This is a genomic window from Paraburkholderia sp. ZP32-5, assembly GCF_021390495.1.
Lineage (GTDB): Bacteria > Pseudomonadota > Gammaproteobacteria > Burkholderiales > Burkholderiaceae > Paraburkholderia.
On sequence record NZ_JAJEJP010000002.1, the window covers coordinates 2,688,196 to 2,706,539 of the forward strand.

Consider the following 18,344-nt stretch of genomic DNA (forward strand, 5'->3'; position numbering starts at 1 on the left):
AACTTCACACCCGCGCACGCAATAAGTCGCCGTGGGTCACGGCTTGCCGCACATCGCGCGAACCGCCGCCCATTGCGACGGCGTCAGTGCACTATCACCCAGCGACGAGCCCCGATTGAGCTTCTCGCGATCGACCGTGCGTGGATGGTCGGAGAAAAACTCGAGCACGCTGCTGCTCGTGCCGCCACTCTTCTTGTCCGCCGATTTTTCCATCGACGCGAAGAACGCCGCGAGCCCGTCGCTGCGCAGGCCGCTCGCCTGCAGGTAGGCAACGCCATTCGCATCGGCCAGGCGCTCCATCTCGCGGCTATACGACAGCCCCACGAGTTGTCCGGCCAGCGAAGACGCATCCGCGAGGCCGACATTGAAGCCGAGCGTCGCGCCGACCGCGCGAATACCCGCGCGACGGAACAGCGAGACCAGCGGATCGCGCCGCGCGATATGCCCGGTCTCGTGCGCCATCACGCCGGCCAGCTGATCGGCATTGTTGACATGATCGAGCAGCCCTCGCATGATGATCACGCGCCCGCCCGGCAATGTGACCGCGTTGACGATCTTGCTGTCGATAACCACGAGCCGCACCGGCTCGTCGATCTTCGCCGCCTGCGCGAGCCGCGCCTCGAGTTGTTCGAGCGCGTGCTGCCCGTCGGCGCCGCTGCATACGCGATGCCTGCCGACGACGAGTGTCTCGACCATATCGCCAAGCCGCGCTTCCGCGCTACGCGGAACAAGCGCCGCACCGACCGACGGCAAGCCCACGACAAGCGCCACGCCGATAGCCAGCGTCGCCACGCCAACAGCGGTCCAGCCGAGATAGTGACGCCCACGCATGCGGCGCGCCGCCATCTGCTGCGGCAACGTGCGCGCGTCAGTCATCAAGCGCCCCGGCTGGCCCTTGCACGACATCACGACCTGACCATCCGGGTCCGGCTCGCTGACCGTTAGACGCTCACGCGGCCACACCGCCAGCTCGGCTGTCTCGTCGCCTATCGGCAGAATCGACAGGAACGCGTCGCTCCAGCGCAGCGTGGCCTCATGAGCGACGGCATTACGGCCGTCGTAGTAACGCGTGCCGCGCGGCGCCGAAGACGCCGCGCCGTCCTCAGAATGCGCCACCATGATCGAGCAGGTTCAGCATGCCCTCTCCGGTTACCGGCGGCGCCTGATCGCTTTGGCCCAACGTTTGCGGATCGAGATGGCCGGACACCTGCAGCGTGTCGGCTGCAAATCGCATCAGCCGATGCAGCACGATCGGCGTGCCGAAACCCAGTGTGAACACGAGGATCGCGAGGTTGCCCAACTGCAAGCGCAGCAGGCGCCCCGCGGTAACGTTGCTGCCAAAGCGCAATTGCGAACCAAGCGTGCTGTTGCCCATGACGTGGCGCGCGAACGCCGCCGCATAGAAGCAGCGGATCAGCGTCACGCCAATGATGAACAGCGCGTAGAACAGCAGCAGCGGACCCAGCGTGGCCAGCGACTGCCCGGCGCCTGGCCTCGGCATATGGCCGGTATGCATCGCCGCGAAGGTGCCCTTCAGCAACACCATGAACAGCACGACGAGCAGCACGGCCGCGCCGATGAACGTCGCGACGAACAGCCCATATACAGCTCTCGCGCGACCTTCGAAATGAAACGGCAGAGTGCCGAAGCTGCCGGCGTTGATACGGCGCTCCGCGAGGCGCATCGATGTCCACGGCGTCATCTGCCCGAGTGTGACGACGCAGAGCAGCCCGTAAAGCAACACGCGTACGCCGTAGCCGAGCGCCGAACCGGTCATGCCGCCGCGAATGCCGCACCACTGCGTGCGGCTCAGGCGATAGCGCTGCGCGCTGAAAATCGCGCCGCCGGCCAGCACGGCGATCAGCAGGTAAAGCGCGATGACCGGCAGCGACTCGAGCGCCGCGCTTTTCGTCACCACGCGCACGATCGCGCTGAGCACCACCGCTGCAACAACGGAGCCGAACATGATGCCCATCGCGAGCAGAAATCCCTTGAACAGCTCGCCGCCCGTGCCCGTGTATTCGAACCGTTCGTCCTGAAACCGCATATGCGACCAGATATAGCGGCGGTTATTCGTCGTCGCCCAAAAACGGTAAATACCGAGTGTCAGGATTTGCAGCAGCAGATTTTTGAAAAAGATCCCGTAGAGTTCGCCGAGCGTGCCGTCGTAGGTCAGCAGTGGCCGCTTCTGATCGAGTGAATTCATTGTTCCCCCTTCTCAGCATTTAAAGTTCTTGTGGACCGGTCTGCCACGCGAAAATCAGACGCTCGGAAGCAGACCGGCAAACACCATAGTTACACGTTTTCCCGTCTCCATAAACGAGATTTCAACGTATAAATTGCAGCCTTTATTACGCGATTAACCGACGACAAAAATCACGCGATTCGCATAATCTCGAAATAACCACACGCATTATCCACTCGGCATTTCAAGGCATCACGAACGTCTTCACGAGTGTCAACTCACCCGGCTTGCGCATCGGCACGCGGATCGTTTCGCTCTTTTCGTCCGGGGTGTTTTCGTTGGTAATGATCGTGACCTGCGCGACCGTCATGTCGCTACCGCTGTTGCCGCTGCCGTAGTAGTTGACGAACACCAGGTAGGTGCCCTTCAACGGCGCCGCCGATGAGTAGATCTCCGGCCCGTAGCCAGTCGTCACATCGACGTCGAGCGCGCCGCCGTTCGGTGTCACGCGATCGCCGTACCACGCATGCGCGCCGTCAGGCGACACGACGTGCAGGTCGAGATCGGTACCATCGGTGTCCCACGCGAGCAATACGCGCAGCTTCGGTTGCGTCTTGCCGCTATACGCATCGTAAAACTGCACGCGCTTGCGGCTGCCATCCGGCGCGCGCAATTCGACACTGTTGCTGCCGGACGGAAACGCATAGGGCCGCGAGAACCGGCCGTCTTCCTCGACGCGCTGCGGCAGCGGCGTGCCGTTCACAACCAGCGTGCCCACCGTCGTGCCTTTCTTCTTCGGCGTATTGCGGATCTCCCCTTCGATCAGCGCGAACTTCGATTGTCCCTCGGGCGTCGCAACCGCCACCGCCGGGTAATGGACGTCCTGCGTATAGCGTTCGCTGTCGCCGCTCGTGTTGCGCCAACCGTTGAGCGGCGCGGTGAAGTCGATATCGCCGGCCCAGGCCGCCGGCGCCGCCTGCATAAAAACGGCGAACCCCCAGCCTGCCGCCTTCAGCCAACCTGTCGTGCTGTTTTTCATCGTTACCGCTCCCGTCCCGCGGTCAAAGCCGCTCACTTTTCACCAGCATCAGGTCGCCAATTTTGCGCAGCGGCACCATTCTCGTCTCACGCCGTTCGTTCGGCGTGTTTTCGTTGAACACGAGCGTTAGCGTTGCCGTGATCACGTCGCGATCGTGCGCGGCGGCATCGAAGTTATAGCCGGTCGAATCGAAATTGCCCCAGTAATTCAGAAAGAACAGCCACGTGCCATGCTGCGGCGCCGCCGACGAAAAAATCCCCGGCCCCGCGCCATCCACCGAATCGACGTCGAAGCCGCTGCCGTCGGCGAGCGTCGGGTTGCCGAAAAACGCATGTAGTCCGTCGGGCGTGATCACATGCAAATCCACCTGCGCATGCGGATCGTCCCACGTGACGATCGCGCGCAGCTTCGCCTGCGGCTTGCTGCGGTCGGCCTCGTAGAACTGCATGCGCTGATGCTGCCGGCCATCGGCGGAAATCAGCTCGATGCTGTTCGAGCCCGCGCCGAAGGCCCACGGACGCGCGAACGCGCCTTCGTCGTCCGTGTAAAGCGGCGTGGCGTTGCCGTTCATCACGAGCGTCGGCGGCTTGCGCGCATGCTTGTCGATCTGCCGCAGACGCCCTTCGATCAGCGTACGGTAGCGCTGCGCGCCGCGATCGATGGGCGGACGCGGATAGGCCGCGACGAAGTGCTCGCCTTCGTTCGTGAGGCCGCTATGGCGCCAGCCGCCGAAAGCGGCGGTCAGATCGGCGACGGGGGTGTTCGCGCTGGTCACGTTAGCGGTACTGGCAGCGGGAGCGGCATCGGCGGCCTGCGCGAACGGCGTCGCGACGATGCCTGCGGTTAACGCGGCAGCGACCCACGTCGTCGCCACACGCCGCCACTGCCGCCAGCCCACGCAGACAGACATCGCAACGGCGCGCAAACGTAGCGGCGTCAACAGCAGCAGCACGGATAACGGCAAAAACGAAGTCAGACCCATCACGTCGCTCACTGAATCGCTCATTGAATCGAATTGTCGGTACGGATCAGCGTGCGCGCGGTACGTTCGACGAACCCCTCGTCGAGCCCACGCGGATGATGCTGGAACGCGAGGTGAACATACTCGTGCGCGAGCGCGATGCGGTCCTCCTCGGTCACCAGCCGATACACGTACACACGATTACGCTGCGCATCGGCATACGGCCGCCCCTCGCGCACCTCGCACACCGCAGGCAGATCGGGCGTCTCGTAGCCGGCCGCGCCTTCCATGCGGCGCGCCCACAACGGCGCATTGCGCTGCAGCCAGGCCTGCGCGCCGGCCACCGCGATGCAATCGCCGGCCAGCGGACTCTCGAACGACGTCAGCGTCGCTTGCGGCCACGTGCGCGCGAGAATCGCATCGAACGTGCGGCCGCTTTGCGCCGATGCCTTCGCGGCGAGCCAGCTCATCTGTCCCGGCGCGGCCTTGTCGTGGTGATACTGGACCGGCACGCCGGTCAGCACCAGCGAGTCGGTCAGATCGGCCGCGTGGCGCGCGGCGGCATCCGGTGTGCGCGGCAATACGCGCTGGGTGCTGCTGCTGTCGTCGATACGGAAACAGCCGTGATCGTGGCGGCCGTGCTGCACGACATAGGTCCGCGCGGCGACCGCGAGCGCCTTCGCCGCTTCCGGCTCGCTCGTATCGCCTTCGCGCTCGACCACGCGCGCGACGTAGTCGTTCATACCGAAGCGGCCGACGATTTGCGGCGCGCCGGTGTCATTGCGATCGAGCCGAAGCTCGCCGCGGCTCGTCACGCGCGCCCAGTTGCCGTTGACGAAGCCGACCCGAAACTCGCCACGCAACGGGCCTTCCGCCACCGGACCGCGGCTGGCTGGCGCGTCACCGAGCACTTCACGAACCGGATAACGGCTGAAGAAATCGACGAGTACGCATGCGCTGTCGTCCGGCACCGCGATCGACGTCAGCAGCGGCGCGATACGCGGCGCCGCCGCGGCAAGCACACGCGCGCTACCACCCGGGCCGCCGAGCCACACCGGCGTGCCGTCGGCGAGCCAGCCCGCCGCGCCGCCGATCGACGCACCCGGCCGCGCCGGGTCCGGCATCGTCCACGTCTTCGCGCGCAGCACGCTGCCGTATAGCGACACCGTGCCTTCGCCGCGTCCGCTCGTCAGCACCGACACCAGCGTGCTCGCCGCCGCTTCGCGCGGCCGCGCGGGCATCGCTTGCAGCGCGGCCAGCAGATCGGCGACCGGCACGCGCCGCTCAGGCGTCATCGCGTGAAGATCGCGCAGCCACGCGGGCGCGTGCGCGGCGGTCCAATAGCGGCGCCAGTCGGCGGCATCGAGTTGCAGGCGCGCAGGCTCGAAATAGAGTCCGCACGATTGCACGAGCGCATGCTCGCGGTCGACGTGGCCGCCCGTCATGCAGCAATACACTTCGTCGGGATCGCCACCGTTGCAGACGTAGTCCTGTGTCGCGATGTTGCGATCCACCAGGTAGCCGTAGACGAACAGCTTCCATACGCTGCCGAGCGGTGTGTCGAGTGTGGCCGGCAACGGCTGCGCGGCCTGCGGCGACAGCGCAAGCGCTGCGCCGCTCGCGTCGGTTTGCCAGAGCTGGGGGGTGTTGTCGCGCAGCCAGGCGAAGCGGAGTGGGGGGGTGGGCGACGCCGGCGGACGCGCGGCTGACTGAGGTGCGGATGCCTGCGACGAAACCGCGGCCGAAGCCGAAGCAGGCGCCAAAGCCAAAACCAAAGCCGACGCAACAACCGCAGCGGGAGCCAATGCCAATACCGAAGCCGACGGCAACACCGCACCCGTCGCCCGTGCCAACACCGAGACAAACGCCGACACTGGCGCCCACGCTAAAACACGAGACCACGCCTGCCACACGAGACCCATGGCCCGGCGTTGCATCCCGCCCAACCCACTCTCCCTACCCGCAAGCACGCCCACCGCGCCTTCAACCCGTGCGGCAACAGCCACCCGATCACGCCCCCATCCACGCGCCCGAAACATCGCGACCCTCGCCTACTGAATCCGCCACGCCGTCATGTGATCGCTCTTGCCGCCCTCGAACGCTTTCGCGTCCGGCTGATACATGCGGAAGTAGCGCGCGGGCGGCAGCGTGAACGTACCGGGCAACGAGAACCGCACCAGTTGCCGCAACGTAACCGGCCGATCGAGCAGCGGCACCGGCTGGTGATACGCAAGCTCGCCCATCTCGTACGATGCGACGCGCTGGAACGGCTGCGGACCGCTGCCATCCTTCGCGCCCGGCAGCCCATCGATCGACACGCCCCAACTGGTTGCCTCGACATCGCCGCCCGGCGGCAGCGGCACATCGACGAGGCCGTAGTGGTAGGCATTGCCCGAGCGCGGCGTCAGCGTCACTTCGTCGACGTACAGCGCGTTGCTGTCGATCGCATCGCCCGCTTTCACGAGACGCGCACTGAACGTCGCGCGCCCGAGCTGGCTATCGCCCGCATTGCCCGCATTCGCCTTCTTCGGATCGGCGGCGACTTCGAGCGGTTCGAGCTTGTACAAGCGGCGCGCGATCGTGATGTTGAGCCGGCTGTCCTCGCTCGTGTGACTGCGGAACGACACGAGCGCGCTGACGTCGGCGCGCGGCGCGCCAACATCGAGCGTGGTGGGCAGCGCGGCGCCGGTCCAGCGATACAGCGGCGCGCCGGTCGGCGTGGCCGCGCGCGTCCAGCTTGCATCCTGCAAAGCAGGCAGCGATGCAGCCGCGACATCGCCGCCCAACGCCTTGCGCAGCCACAGCAGCGTCAACGCGCGATCGATCGTCGGATAGTCGGCGCTGCTTTTTGCGAGCAGCGCGGCAGGATCGACCGGCGCGCCGCCCGCATCGCCGGCGCCTGAGCCGGTCATGAACAACAGGCTTTGCACCAACGGCGCGGGATCGTTGGCCAGCGCGCTACGCGCCGCGCTCACGGCCGTATCGAAGCCCGCCGGCAACTGCGCATTCGACCCGCGCGCCATGCTTGCAACCAGCAGCGTCGCCATCTGTTTGCCGCGCGGCGAATCGGCCTGCGCGAACACGATGCTGTCCGCCGCGCCATACGCATAGCCACGCGGTGCCGTCGCCGCCGTACTCGCGCCGCCGTTGGCCTGGTCGTTGCCCTTGCCGTTCGCCTGGTTCGCGATCGCCACCGCATCGCTCTGCAAGTCTTCCGCGACACCCACGACCGGCGTCGCGACCGGCAGCCCCATCTGCTGCAACAGCCACAGCGCGAGCGCGCGATGCAACAGCGGTTCCTTCGCGCCGGCGTCGCGATAGACATCCATCGCATGCTGCCAGTTATCCGCGGGCAGACTGATACCGAGGCTGCGGCTGGCGAGCCAGTCGGCGTAATACGCGTACGCGGTAATCAGCGCGCTGCCGCCGGTCGTATCGCCCCACCAGCCGAACGTGCCGCCGACACCCGCGAGCATCGCGAGACGCTGACGCTGATTGCGCAGCAGCGCTTCGAGCCCCTGCGTCGCGCTCGCGTTGTCGGGGCGCCCGATCGTGTCGTGCGCGAGCGCCAGCGGAATCAGCCGGCTCGAGGTCTGCTCGGCGCAGCCATACGGATAGTCGATCAGATCGTCGGCGACGCGCATGAACTGGCTCGCCGCGTTGCCGATAAAGCGCACGCTGACATCGCGCGCGTCGGCCGGCAGATTGAGCGGCTTGCCCGCGCTATCGAGCGCGACGATGTTCTGATGCAGATCGAGCCAACCGTTCGCATCGAGACGAATCGTCGTCTGCAAGCGATCGACGTCCTTGCCGCCGGCACGCAGCGTCGCGTCGATCACGCCGGCCTTCAGCGCACCGCTCGGCAAACGCAGATAGTTGGCACCGCGCTTCAACGTGACCTTCTGGTTCAGCGACAGACCGCCACCGTTCACCACCCATTGCGCGTCCATATCCGCATCGGTCTGGTTGAACGCGATCATGTCGACGGCCGGCTGGTCGTCCACGCGGAAGTGACTCGGGCCGCTCCACTTCAGATACAACGCCTTGTCCGAGCGCACGTAAGCAGTACGCTGCCCAACCATGCCATCCGGCGCCGCCGCCCGCACAGTGATGCGCCAGCGCGCGAGCGAATCCGGCATTTTGAAGCTCATCGTCGCGTGACCGTTCGCGTCGGTCTTCAGATTCGCCTCCCACGCGGCCGTGTCCTGCTCGTCGCGGCGCGGACGCTCCAGCACCTTGACGCCGCGCTCGTTGTAGTTCGCGCGTTGCGGGCCGCCGGGCGCGCCCTTCAGCGGCGCGCGCGCAAGGTCGTACGTGATGAACGACAGGCTTGACGACGTGCGAACGTTATTGCGGCGCGGATGATAGAAAAAGTCGACGATGTCCGGCGCGATTTCCGGCTGCAACACATAGACCATTTCATCGACCACGCTGACGGTCAGATTGGCCGCCTCGGGCTTGCCGTTCAGCGTGCTGTCGAAATTCAGCGTGACGGTGTCGCCGGGACCGTACACCGGCTTGTCGCTCTTCACGTTCAATTCGACGCGCGGTTGCGCGACCACGATGCCCGCGTTCTGGAACACGTATTCGCCGCCATGCACGTACAGCACCGAGAACATCATGTTCGGCGCGAAGTCTTCGCCGACCTTGATACGCGCTCTCCATTGCGACGGCGCGACGCGTTGCAGTTGCAACCAGTCGCCGCCCGCGCTCAACAGCGCGCGACGCTCGACGTTGTCGCGCTCCAGCGTCAGCAACGCATCGTCGACGGGCATCGGGAACGTGATCAGCGCCTCGGCGGTATCGCCGATCTTGTAGCGATCGCGATCGAACACGATTTCAACGCTGCCCGGAATCGCCTTCAGCCCATCGCCCGCGACCCAATGGCTGGTCGCCGCGAGCAGATTGCCCTGGTCGTCCTTGACCGACAGCATGTACGAACCCGGCTCGTCGAACTGCACCGGGAACGACAGCTTGCCGCCCGCGCTTGCGCTCTTCAGCGCGCCTTCGCCGTGGGTCTGCGATTCGAGCCGCGTCCACTGCCATTTCGCCGGCGGATGCGACGTTGCATCGACCGTGCCGAGCGGCTGCAGATCGAAGCTGACCGCTTCCTTCGGCTGCGTAAACGACTTCGCGGTGCTCAACCGATACGGCGTCGCGCCACGCGCGATCAGCACCTCGCGCGTCACACGCACCTTGTACGCGGCGCCGTCCTGCGCGAACAGCGTCAGCGCATAGCGGCTCGGCTCCTGCGCGGCCGGCAAGGTCAGGCTCGCGTTGCCGTTGCTGTCGGTCTTCAGCTCCTGCTGTTCGAGCTTGACCGGAAACAGTCCCGCGTAACGCAATTCGCCATCGACGATCGTCACCTTCTGCGCGCGCAGCGTGACCGAGATCTTGCTGTCGCGCACCGGCTTGCCGTCCGGATAGCGCAACTGGATCTTGCCCTTCAGCGGCTCGCCGGTCGCGTAGTCGGCCTTGTCCATCGCGAGGTTCACGTCGAAGTGCGGCTTCACGTATTCGGCGACGCGAAACGCGCTGCCGTACGCATCGCCGAGATAATCGAAGCGCAGCGTATAGCCGCCGGCGGTCGCATCGGCCGGCAGCGTGAACGCGGTATCCGCGCCGGTATCGGACGCGAAATGCACGGTGCTGTTGGCGACCGGCGCGCCGTTCGGATCGAGCACGTCGAGCTTGATATCGGCGGCGGCCGGCGCCGACGATTGCGTCGCGTTCTGGAACGTGCGGCCGATGAACTTCACGTGCACCGTCTCGCCGGGCCGGTACATCGGCCGGTCCGTCACCGCGTAGATCTTGGTGTTGTAGATCTCGCTGTCGTAATAGAAATTCTCGGAGACGAACACGCCGCCCTGCGGATCGACACCGAGCACATAGCTGCGCTCGGGGCTCACGTGCTGCAACAGCAGCGCGCCGTCGCCGCCGGTCGTGCCGCTTTGCAATACGCCGACGCCATCGGTCCAGCTCACATCCGTATTCGTGACCGGCTTGCCGTTGTCGCGCCGTGCGGTCCACACCAGCATGCCGCCCGAGGCCGCCTTGACGACCGCCACCGTGTCCGACACGAACAGCAGCGTATGCGCGCGATAGTTGCCGATCACCGCTTCGACGATATAGAGCCCCGGTGGCAACTTGCCGAGCGGAATCATCACGTTGCCGGAACTCGCCTCGATGAAGTTACTGCTGCTGCCTGCCAGATTGACGCCCTTCGGCGGCTCGATCACCTTCGCGTCCCAGATCGGATAGCGAAAGCGCGCGACCACGTCGTAGCCCTTCAACGGCGCGAACGACGAGCGCGGCTCGAACTGCGTCTGCTTGCCGGTCTGCTCGCCGAGCTTGAATTGCGGCGCGGCCTCGGTCGCCTTGCTGCGCGTCGCGAACGACAGCACGCGCTGCCACGCGCGGCGCGCTTCGGTAAACCAGCGGTCCCACAGATACGCGAGCGTGTTCGCGAGCCCTTCGCCCTGGTAGTTCGGCGCGATGTCCAGACGATGCAGATTCTTTTGCGCCTTCAGAAAGTCGAGCGGCTTCGCCACGCGATACACGACGATGTCCGCGCCGCCATACGGCTGCAACGCATCCTTGAAATCGCGGCCGGGCGCTTCGAGCCGCACCTGCGCGAGCTGATCGCTGCCGAAGCTCGCGTCGGACAGCAGAAAGAACGGCTGGCCGTCGACCTTCTGCGCGCTGTAGTTGCTCGGCGGTGCGGATTGCAATGTCGGGTTCGCGGCGATGTTGCTATCGGCGGGGTTGTCCGACGCAGGTGCGTCGTCGGCGCGGGCTGGCGATGTGAACGCGACCGCGAGCATCAGCGCCGCGAACAGCGCGGCGAGCATGCATGTTGCGCGGCGCAGTGTGTCGTGCAGCGCGCCGTACAGACGCAGCGCTTTGCAAAAGCCAATGAAAATGCCAACGCTGTTCACGCCGCGTTCGATTCTTCGCATCATGGTGTCAGAAAGTCCAAACGAAACACGCCAACGAAATTCGGATTGCCGTCGCGCGGCTGCCAGCGGGAGTCTTTCCATTGCATCAGGTCGGAAACGGCGACCGCGCGCAGACCGGTATCGGTCGGCGTCACGGTGCCGGTGTGATAGGCGATGTAGCGGTCCAGCCAGATCATCAGATGCTGGTCGTCGCCCTGGTCGAAGAACAGCAGGTCGCACGGCAGCGCCTGGTTGATGTCCTTCGAGACGAAACGGCTGTTGCGCTGAATCAGTGCGATCGCCGATGCGTACGCGCCGGTCGATCCGTCGACGCGGGTCCAGCGATTGGCGATCGTGCGCTGCGACGCCGACAGTTGCAGCTCGGGCGGCATGCTGCTCGCGTCCGCGAGACCGGTCATGCCGTTTGCGCGCAACCATTTGCTGTCGTGCGGCTTCAGCGTTTCACCGACCGCGAAGCGCACCAGGCCCGCGCAATCGCGCTGCGTCCAGCGCGGCGTCGGGCCACGCCGCAATTGCTGATCGACGATGCGCGAGAACCATGCGCGGAAAGCCGCCGATTGCGACGCGGAGAAGGCGTCGGGGTCGGGAAGCGTGGTCGTCGGAGTCAGCGCAAGGGCGACCGGCGTGGTGCTGGCAAACGCGATCAGAGAGACGGCATGCGCTAGCCAGACGCGGCGTGCGGTGTCCGGACGCGCGCAGGAATTCACGCGGGCACGCTCACACGGCATGACGTGCTTCGGCGCAAGCATCGACGCTGCCCGCGCAAGCCAACGGCGATGCGCGGCGCCGGGCCGTCCGGCCGCGTCCTGTGGGCGACGACGGCTCACCTAGTCAGCCTCGGTGCCGGGTTGATCCACCGGCGCGCCGAGCGTGCCAGTCTCGCTGTCCTGCGCCGCGGCGGCGCCACCCTGCGCATGATCGAACCACCAGTCGACCGGCACCCATTTCGTCGACCCCGGCAAGTCCTGCGGCAGCGTCAACGACACCGGCGGATAGTGCGCGAGCGCATGCAGCTTCGGCACCAGATGTGTGCGCGCCGCGTTGCGGAATACCGCTTCCTGATCGGGCGGCAGCGCGGCGCCCGCCTCGCGCTCGATCAGCGCGGCGGCCGATGACGGCGTCAGCGTCAGAATCGTGCGCGGCAGACGCTGCGGCGCGAGCGTATCGGCGAGCGCCGGGTAACGCTTGTCGAGCACCGCGAGCGTGTCGTCGACGAGACGGCTGTCCGGCGAGAAGATCAGATAGCCGTGCGCAAGCGCGAGCGTCACCGGGAAATAGTGCTCCGCCGACAACTGCGCCGCAAACGACGCCTTGCTGGCGAGCGCAGTGCCCGACAGCGCGCTAACCGGCCGCTGCCACACGATCACATCCGCGCCCTGCTGATGCATCGTGACCGGCAAGCGCAGATACGACGACTTTGCGCCATCGGCCGGCGCGGCCTTCGCTTCGTACGCGCCGATCGCGTCGCCGAAAGTCTTGCCGAGCGCGGCTTTCAATGCCGCGCTGCCGGCCGCGTCCTGAGTCTTCACGCGCGCGACGAATACCGGCGCGAGCAACGTCGATTTCGCGTACCAGCAGACCGCCGCCGGACCGGCGAGTTGATCGCCGATCGCAGCCGCGCCCTGCTCGCCGTTATCGATGACCTTGGCGAGCAGCCCCGACGCGTCGCGCCAGTCCGCCGGCAAACTCGCGCAGGCCGCCGGATTGGCCGGCAACGCGCGCCACAAGTCCGCGCTATTCCATTGCTGCGGCAGTTTGTCCGGATCGATCAGCGCCCATGTTTTCCACGTCGCGGCGGCGTTGCCGTTCGTCGACGCATCCGGCGCGAAATCGAAACGCAGCGCGTCGATGCCGGAGAAGAACGCCTGATAGCCGAACGAAAGATAGTTGGCCGACACCACCAGCCGATGGCCCTTCGGCGCGTCGCCGGCCGCATCGAGCCGGTATGCGCGCGCCGCGTCATCGCGACCCGACGCGAGCATGTCGGACACCGCGTCCGCGCGCTCGCCGAGCAGGGCGCCCTTGTCGTCGAGCAGCATGCCAGGCGCGGACAGCACCACGAGGCGATCGTCCTTCGCGGCAAACAGCAGCGTGTGGCCGACCGCGAGCTTCAGTGCATACACCGGCACGTCGCCGGAGAGCTTCGCGACCTGGCTCAACTGCGCGTCGCTCGCGGCGACGTTGCCCAAGCTTTGCAGCAGTTTCGCGAGACCATTGCGATGAATCGACATCAGCCAGTAGCCGAGCCGGCCATCGGGCGAACGCCACAACAGCACATGCGCGGGTTCGTCGAACACGCGGCGGATCAGTTCGTCGCGCCAGTCGAGCTGATGTTCGAACGCGAGACGCCGCAGCGCGCCTTCGGCGGACAGCCGCGTCGGGTCCGATTCGTAGTAGTCGACGAAGTCTTGCGTCAGCACGTCGTGAAGCAGCGGCACGCGTACGATGTCGCGCGGCAGCCGCGACAGCGCTTCGCTGTCGATCACGGCATCGGGATGCTGAATATCAAGGGCAACGGCGGCGCTTTGCGTGGCCTTGCGATGCGCGAACGGACGCCACACCGCCTGAATGATCACGCCGGCCACGATCAGAAGACCGACGATCAGAATAGCCATCTTTTTTCGCGACATCTTCATCTGATTTCTTCTTCTGAGTCGATGCGATGGTATTAAAACGCGGATGCCTGCCGGGATTTAAAACATGTGAGGCATCCGATATTGAACGGGCGATGATAACCGATATTTTTTCACGCAAACCCGACGTTTTCTTAATTTCACAGTTGGCCACGTTTCATCGATTCGCAACAGGAATTTGCTCGGTGCGTGTTAAATCAGCGTGACTTTTCGCATTCGCATAAAAAAACCCGGCCGTGCTTTAAATGCCGGCCGGGTTGTTGTTTCACACGCTGCATTGACTGCTTCGACGTAATCAGTCTTCTATTTTTTGTCAAAACTTTTCAAGCGCGCGTTTCATTCTGCCAACACCTGTTTCAATATCGGCGACGCCCGGCGCGGCAAACGACAAACGCAGCGCCGCCGTATCCACATCGTCTTTATAAAACGCGACACCGGGCACGAACATCACGTTCTGTTCGATGCACCTATGCAGATAATCGGACGCATCGCCTCCCGCCTTCAGACGCGCCCACACGAACATGCCGCCCGCCGGCCGGTGAAACGCGATGTCGCGCGCAAGCTCCGCATCGAGCGCGCCGCATAGCGCACGGCATTTCGACGCATACGCATCGACGATACGCGGCAGATGCCGCTCCAGCGCGCCGCTCGCCAGATACTCGGCGGCGATGGCCTGAGTCCACGGCGCGCTGCATAGATCGACGGTCTGCTTGGCGACCACGCAACGGCGGACGATCTCCGCGTGCGCGACCATCCAGCCGACACGCAAACCCGGCGCGACGATCTTCGACAGACTCGAAAAATGCACGACCCAGTCGCGCGAATCGGGCACCTGCTCGCTCAATGCGAGCAGCGACGGCAACGCTTCGCCATCGAACCGCAGATCGCCGTACGGGTCGTCCTCGACGATCACGAACCGGTAACGCGCGGCGAGTTTCAGCAACGCGACACGACGCTCGAGCGACAACGTCGCGCCGGTCGGATTCGCGAACGTCGGCACCGTGTACAGCAGCTTCGGCGCACGGCGCAACGTGCCGGCTTCGAGCAACGCGGCGAGCCTCTCGACATCGAGGCCGTGCTGATCGACGGGCACCGTCACCACATCGGCCTGCTGCAGTTTCAATGCCTGCAACGTCGCCGGATAGGCAGGCTGTTCGACGAGCACCACGTCGCCGGGCGCGACCATCACACGCAACAGCAGATCGAAGCCTTGTTGCGAACCGGTCGTCACCAGCAGATCCGGCGGCGCGCATGGCGTGCCGCGCCGGGTCATCAACTGGGCGAGTTGCTCTTTCAGAATTGCGAGACCATCGGTCGGGCCATATTGCAGACACAGCGTGGTTTGCTGCGACGCGCGCGCCGCAGCGGCATCGAGTCCTTCACGGTCGAACAGATCGCTGGCCGGGTAGCCGCCGGCAAACGAGATCATGCCGGGCTGCGCGAGGTATTTGAACAGCTCGCGAATCGGCGAGCCGCTCGGTGCTTCGAATGCGGGGTTGAAGGTGAACATGGTGACGGCCGCCTGTAGTCGTGAGGTGTCGATTGAAAACGGTCAACAACGATCGGCGTCGATTGTGGCGAGCGGCGGGACAGGCGGCAAACGATATCTGCGCACTACGTATTGCGTTTTTTGCATCACCTGTCGTACCGCCCGCCGCATGCGCGGCCGCAAAACTAGACGACGTTCTTCTCGACGATCGGCCGGTTTTCGAGCACGCGCGCAAAGCTCAACGCACTCAGATCGAGCGTCGTATAGCGGCCGTGCAGAATCAGTTCGCTGACGCCGCGTCCGGTCGCCGGGCCTTGCTGCAAACCGTGCCCGCTGAAGCCATTCGCGAAGATGCAGTTATCGATATCCGGATGGCCGCCAATGATCGCGTTCTGATCGAGCACGTTGTATTCGTAGTAGCCGGACCAGCAGTTCTGCACGCGCAGCGCTTCGAACTGCGGCACGCGGTTCGCGAGCGTCGGCCAGATCACGTCGTCGAATAGCGCGTGATCGACTTCGTCGAGCGGCAGATCGTCGGGATCGTTGTCCGGCGACGGCGACGTGCCGCAGATATACGAATTGCCCTCGGGCCGAAAGTACACGCCGCTCGGATCGATCAGCAGCGGACAGCGTTCGAGCCGCGCCGGTGATGTCACGTTGAAGATACTGCGCCGCCGTGCATGGACCGGCAGCTCGATGCCGATCATCCGCGCGACGTTGCGCGACCACGCGCCGGCCGCGTTGACGAAGACGTCGCACGCATGGCGCTCGCCGTCCGCCGTTTGCACCTGCGTGACGCGCCGGCCATCGCGATGCAGCGCGGTCACATCGGCGGCGACATAGCGCGCGCCGAGCGCCTGCGCTTTCTTGCGCAGTGCCTGCACGAGACCATAGCCGTCGAACCAGCCCTCGCCGCTTTCGCCATAAGCACCAGCAACCAGATCATCGGTATTGAGCCAGGGGAAACGGGCTTGCAGGCCGTGCGAATCGAGCAGGCTGATATCCGCGCCGAGGCTTTTCTGCAACGCGTGATTCTCGCGCAGCGTCGCCTCACCAGCGGGCGTCGCGAGAAACAGATAGCCGCCTTCGTGCAGATCGATCGACGGCCGCGTGCCGTCCACTTCGAGCCGCTCGCCGATCGAGCGCAGAAACTCGATGCCGAATAACGACATCTGAATCGATAGCGGGGTGGAGAATTGCTGACGGATCGATGCCGCCGACAATGCCGACGACGAACGCGCATAGGTCGGATCGCGTTCGACCACCGTGACGCCGACTGTCGGATTGGACAGCCGCAAGAAATACGCAATCGAGCTGCCGATCACCCCACCGCCGACGATCACGACTTTGGAACTCACGTCTTACTCCACGAGTAACGCGGCCACTCCACAACGCCGGGCGGCGCAACGGATTGCAGGAAGGAAAAGCGGATAAATGCAACGGCGGGCAGCGCATCAAAGCACCGCCCGCCCGACAACGTTCGCGCCGATCAAGCGCTAATCACGCATTAGTCGAGATTGAAGTCGATACCCTGCGCGAGCGGCAACGCCGACGAGTAGTTAACGGTATTGGTCGCGCGACGCATATAGGCCTTCCACGCATCCGAGCCCGACTCGCGGCCGCCACCGGTTTCCTTCTCGCCGCCGAACGCGCCGCCAATTTCCGCGCCGCTCGGCCCGATATTGACGTTCGCGATGCCGCAGTCGCTGCCCGCTGCGGACAGGAAGCGCTCCGCTTCGCGCAGATCGCTCGTGAACACGCACGACGACAGGCCATGATGCGCGGCGTTGTTCGCGTCGACCGCATCGGCGAAATCGCTGTAGCGCAGCACGTACAGAATCGGCGCGAAGGTTTCCTTCAGCACGACGGCCGTTTGCGACGGCATCTCGACGATCGCCGGACGCACGTAGTAGCCGCCCTCGTAGCCTTTCACCTCGACGCGCTCGCCGCCGAACACCTTGCCGCCCTCGGCCTTCGCCTGCTGCAACGCTTCCTGCATGCGATCGAACGATTGACGGTCGATCAGCGGGCCCATCAGCGTGCCCTTTTCGAGCGGATTGCCGATCGGCACCCGGCTATACAGCTGCTTCAAACGCTCGACGGTCTTGTCGTACACGCTGTCGTGCACGAACAGACGGCGCAGCGTCGTGCAGCGCTGGCCGGCCGTGCCGACCGCCGAGAACAGGATGCCGCGCATCGCGAGTTCGTGATCCGCCGTTTGCGTGACGATGCCCGCGTTATTGCCGCCGAGTTCGAGCAGCGAGCGGCCGAAGCGCTTCGCCACTTCGACGCCGACCTTGCGGCCCATTTCGGTGCTGCCCGTCGCGCTGACGATCGACGCGCGCGGATCGGCCACCAGCTTCTCGCCGACATCGCGGCCGCCGATCGCAAGTGACGTGAGCCCGGCCGGCGCGTCGCCGAATTCCTTCAGCGCATCTTCGAGAATCTTATTGACGGCGAGAGCCGAGAGCGGCGTCTTTTCCGACGGCTTCCAGATCACCGCGTTGCCGCACACCAATGCCAGCGCCGCGTTCCACGACCACACCGCGACCGGGAAATTGAACGCCGAAATCACGACGCAGGTGCCCAGCGGATGCCACGTTTCAGCCATCCGGTGACCGGGGCGCTCCGACGCGATCGTCAGACCGTACAACTGCCGCGACAGACCGACCGCGAAATCGCAGATGTCGATCATTTCCTGCACTTCGCCCATCCCTTCCTGCAGGATCTTGCCGGTCTCCAGCGATACGAGGCTGCCGAGCGCGTGCTTCTGTTCGCGCAGACGGTTGCCGAGCAGCCGTACCAGTTCGCCGCGGCGCGGCGCCGGCACGTTGCGCCACGCGGCGAAGGCGGTCTTGGCCTGCGCGAGCGCGGCGTCGACGTCCGCCACCGTGTGGCTGGCCACTCGGCCGATAAGCTCGCCGGTGACCGGCGAATGAACTGAGATATCGCCGGCTTGCGCGGCTTGAGCAATGCCGAGATCGGCAAGGATGGTGGAAGCGTCCATTTGAACCCCTTTAATTTCCGATGAGAAACAAGAGTAAGTTCGGAAACTATACACGGGGGGTTTTATGGCGG

Annotated in this window: 11 protein-coding genes; all 11 read right to left on the bottom strand. The window is 65.1% G+C overall.

Annotation, left to right across the window (positions count from 1 at the left end):
* Positions 1 to 36 precede the first annotated feature (36 nt).
* Positions 37 to 1,119: a M48 family metallopeptidase gene (locus L0U82_RS30810; RefSeq protein WP_233836966.1), complete on the bottom strand. Its 1,083-nt coding sequence runs from the start codon at positions 1,117 to 1,119 to the stop codon at positions 37 to 39.
* A complete protein-coding gene (locus L0U82_RS30815) occupies positions 1,103 to 2,206 on the bottom strand; it encodes a YjgN family protein (RefSeq protein ID WP_233836967.1) in 1,104 nt (367 codons plus the stop codon). The genes L0U82_RS30810 and L0U82_RS30815 overlap by 17 nt, the downstream gene beginning before the upstream one ends.
* Positions 2,207 to 2,429: 223 nt before the next feature.
* The gene (locus L0U82_RS30820; protein WP_233836968.1) at positions 2,430 to 3,224 is read right to left on the bottom strand and encodes a YfaP family protein; all 795 of its coding nucleotides are present in this window, start codon (positions 3,222 to 3,224) and stop codon (positions 2,430 to 2,432) included.
* 22 nt (positions 3,225 to 3,246) lie between these two features.
* Positions 3,247 to 4,230, bottom strand: a complete 984-nt coding sequence (locus tag L0U82_RS30825; RefSeq protein ID WP_326489768.1) for a YfaP family protein — start codon at positions 4,228 to 4,230, stop codon at positions 3,247 to 3,249.
* Positions 4,227 to 5,948, bottom strand: coding sequence for a DUF2300 domain-containing protein (locus tag L0U82_RS30830; protein ID WP_233836969.1), 1,722 nt, complete (start codon positions 5,946 to 5,948; stop codon positions 4,227 to 4,229). Before L0U82_RS30830 ends, L0U82_RS30825 begins: the two co-directional genes overlap by 4 nt.
* A gap of 288 nt (positions 5,949 to 6,236) precedes the next feature.
* The gene (locus L0U82_RS30835) at positions 6,237 to 11,036 is read right to left on the bottom strand and encodes an alpha-2-macroglobulin family protein (protein WP_233837567.1); all 4,800 of its coding nucleotides are present in this window, start codon (positions 11,034 to 11,036) and stop codon (positions 6,237 to 6,239) included.
* Between the two features lie 107 nt (positions 11,037 to 11,143).
* Positions 11,144 to 11,872 (bottom strand): DUF1175 domain-containing protein, encoded by a 729-nt coding sequence (locus L0U82_RS30840; RefSeq protein ID WP_233837569.1) that lies wholly within the window; start codon positions 11,870 to 11,872, stop codon positions 11,144 to 11,146.
* Between the two features lie 99 nt (positions 11,873 to 11,971).
* The gene (locus tag L0U82_RS30845) at positions 11,972 to 13,780 is read right to left on the bottom strand and encodes a DUF2138 domain-containing protein (protein WP_233836971.1); all 1,809 of its coding nucleotides are present in this window, start codon (positions 13,778 to 13,780) and stop codon (positions 11,972 to 11,974) included.
* 310 nt (positions 13,781 to 14,090) lie between these two features.
* Positions 14,091 to 15,287: an aminotransferase-like domain-containing protein gene (locus tag L0U82_RS30850; RefSeq protein ID WP_233836973.1), complete on the bottom strand. Its 1,197-nt coding sequence runs from the start codon at positions 15,285 to 15,287 to the stop codon at positions 14,091 to 14,093.
* Positions 15,288 to 15,451: 164 nt separating this feature from the next.
* Complete coding sequence (locus tag L0U82_RS30855) at positions 15,452 to 16,624, bottom strand: NAD(P)/FAD-dependent oxidoreductase (RefSeq protein WP_233836975.1); 1,173 nt, start codon at positions 16,622 to 16,624, stop codon at positions 15,452 to 15,454.
* Positions 16,625 to 16,773: 149 nt separating this feature from the next.
* Positions 16,774 to 18,273 carry an L-piperidine-6-carboxylate dehydrogenase gene (amaB, locus tag L0U82_RS30860; protein ID WP_233836976.1) on the bottom strand — a complete coding sequence of 500 codons (1,500 nt, stop codon included), beginning with the start codon at positions 18,271 to 18,273 and terminating at the stop codon, positions 16,774 to 16,776.
* Positions 18,274 to 18,344 lie beyond the last annotated feature (71 nt).

Coding starts and splice junctions, on each gene's coding strand:
- L0U82_RS30850 (WP_233836973.1), bottom strand. CDS start 15,287: ATGTTCACCTTCAACCCCGCATTCGAAGCACCGAGCGGCTCGCCGATT.
- L0U82_RS30845 (WP_233836971.1), bottom strand. CDS start 13,780: ATGAAGATGTCGCGAAAAAAGATGGCTATTCTGATCGTCGGTCTTCTG.
- L0U82_RS30835 (WP_233837567.1), bottom strand. CDS start 11,036: ATGCTCGCCGCGCTGTTCGCGGCGCTGATGCTCGCGGTCGCGTTCACA.
- L0U82_RS30815 (WP_233836967.1), bottom strand. CDS start 2,206: ATGAATTCACTCGATCAGAAGCGGCCACTGCTGACCTACGACGGCACG.
- L0U82_RS30820 (WP_233836968.1), bottom strand. CDS start 3,224: ATGAAAAACAGCACGACAGGTTGGCTGAAGGCGGCAGGCTGGGGGTTC.
- L0U82_RS30825 (WP_326489768.1), bottom strand. CDS start 4,230: ATGAGCGATTCAGTGAGCGACGTGATGGGTCTGACTTCGTTTTTGCCG.
- L0U82_RS30840 (WP_233837569.1), bottom strand. CDS start 11,872: ATGCCGTGTGAGCGTGCCCGCGTGAATTCCTGCGCGCGTCCGGACACC.
- amaB (WP_233836976.1), bottom strand. CDS start 18,273: ATGGACGCTTCCACCATCCTTGCCGATCTCGGCATTGCTCAAGCCGCG.
- L0U82_RS30810 (WP_233836966.1), bottom strand. CDS start 1,119: ATGGTGGCGCATTCTGAGGACGGCGCGGCGTCTTCGGCGCCGCGCGGC.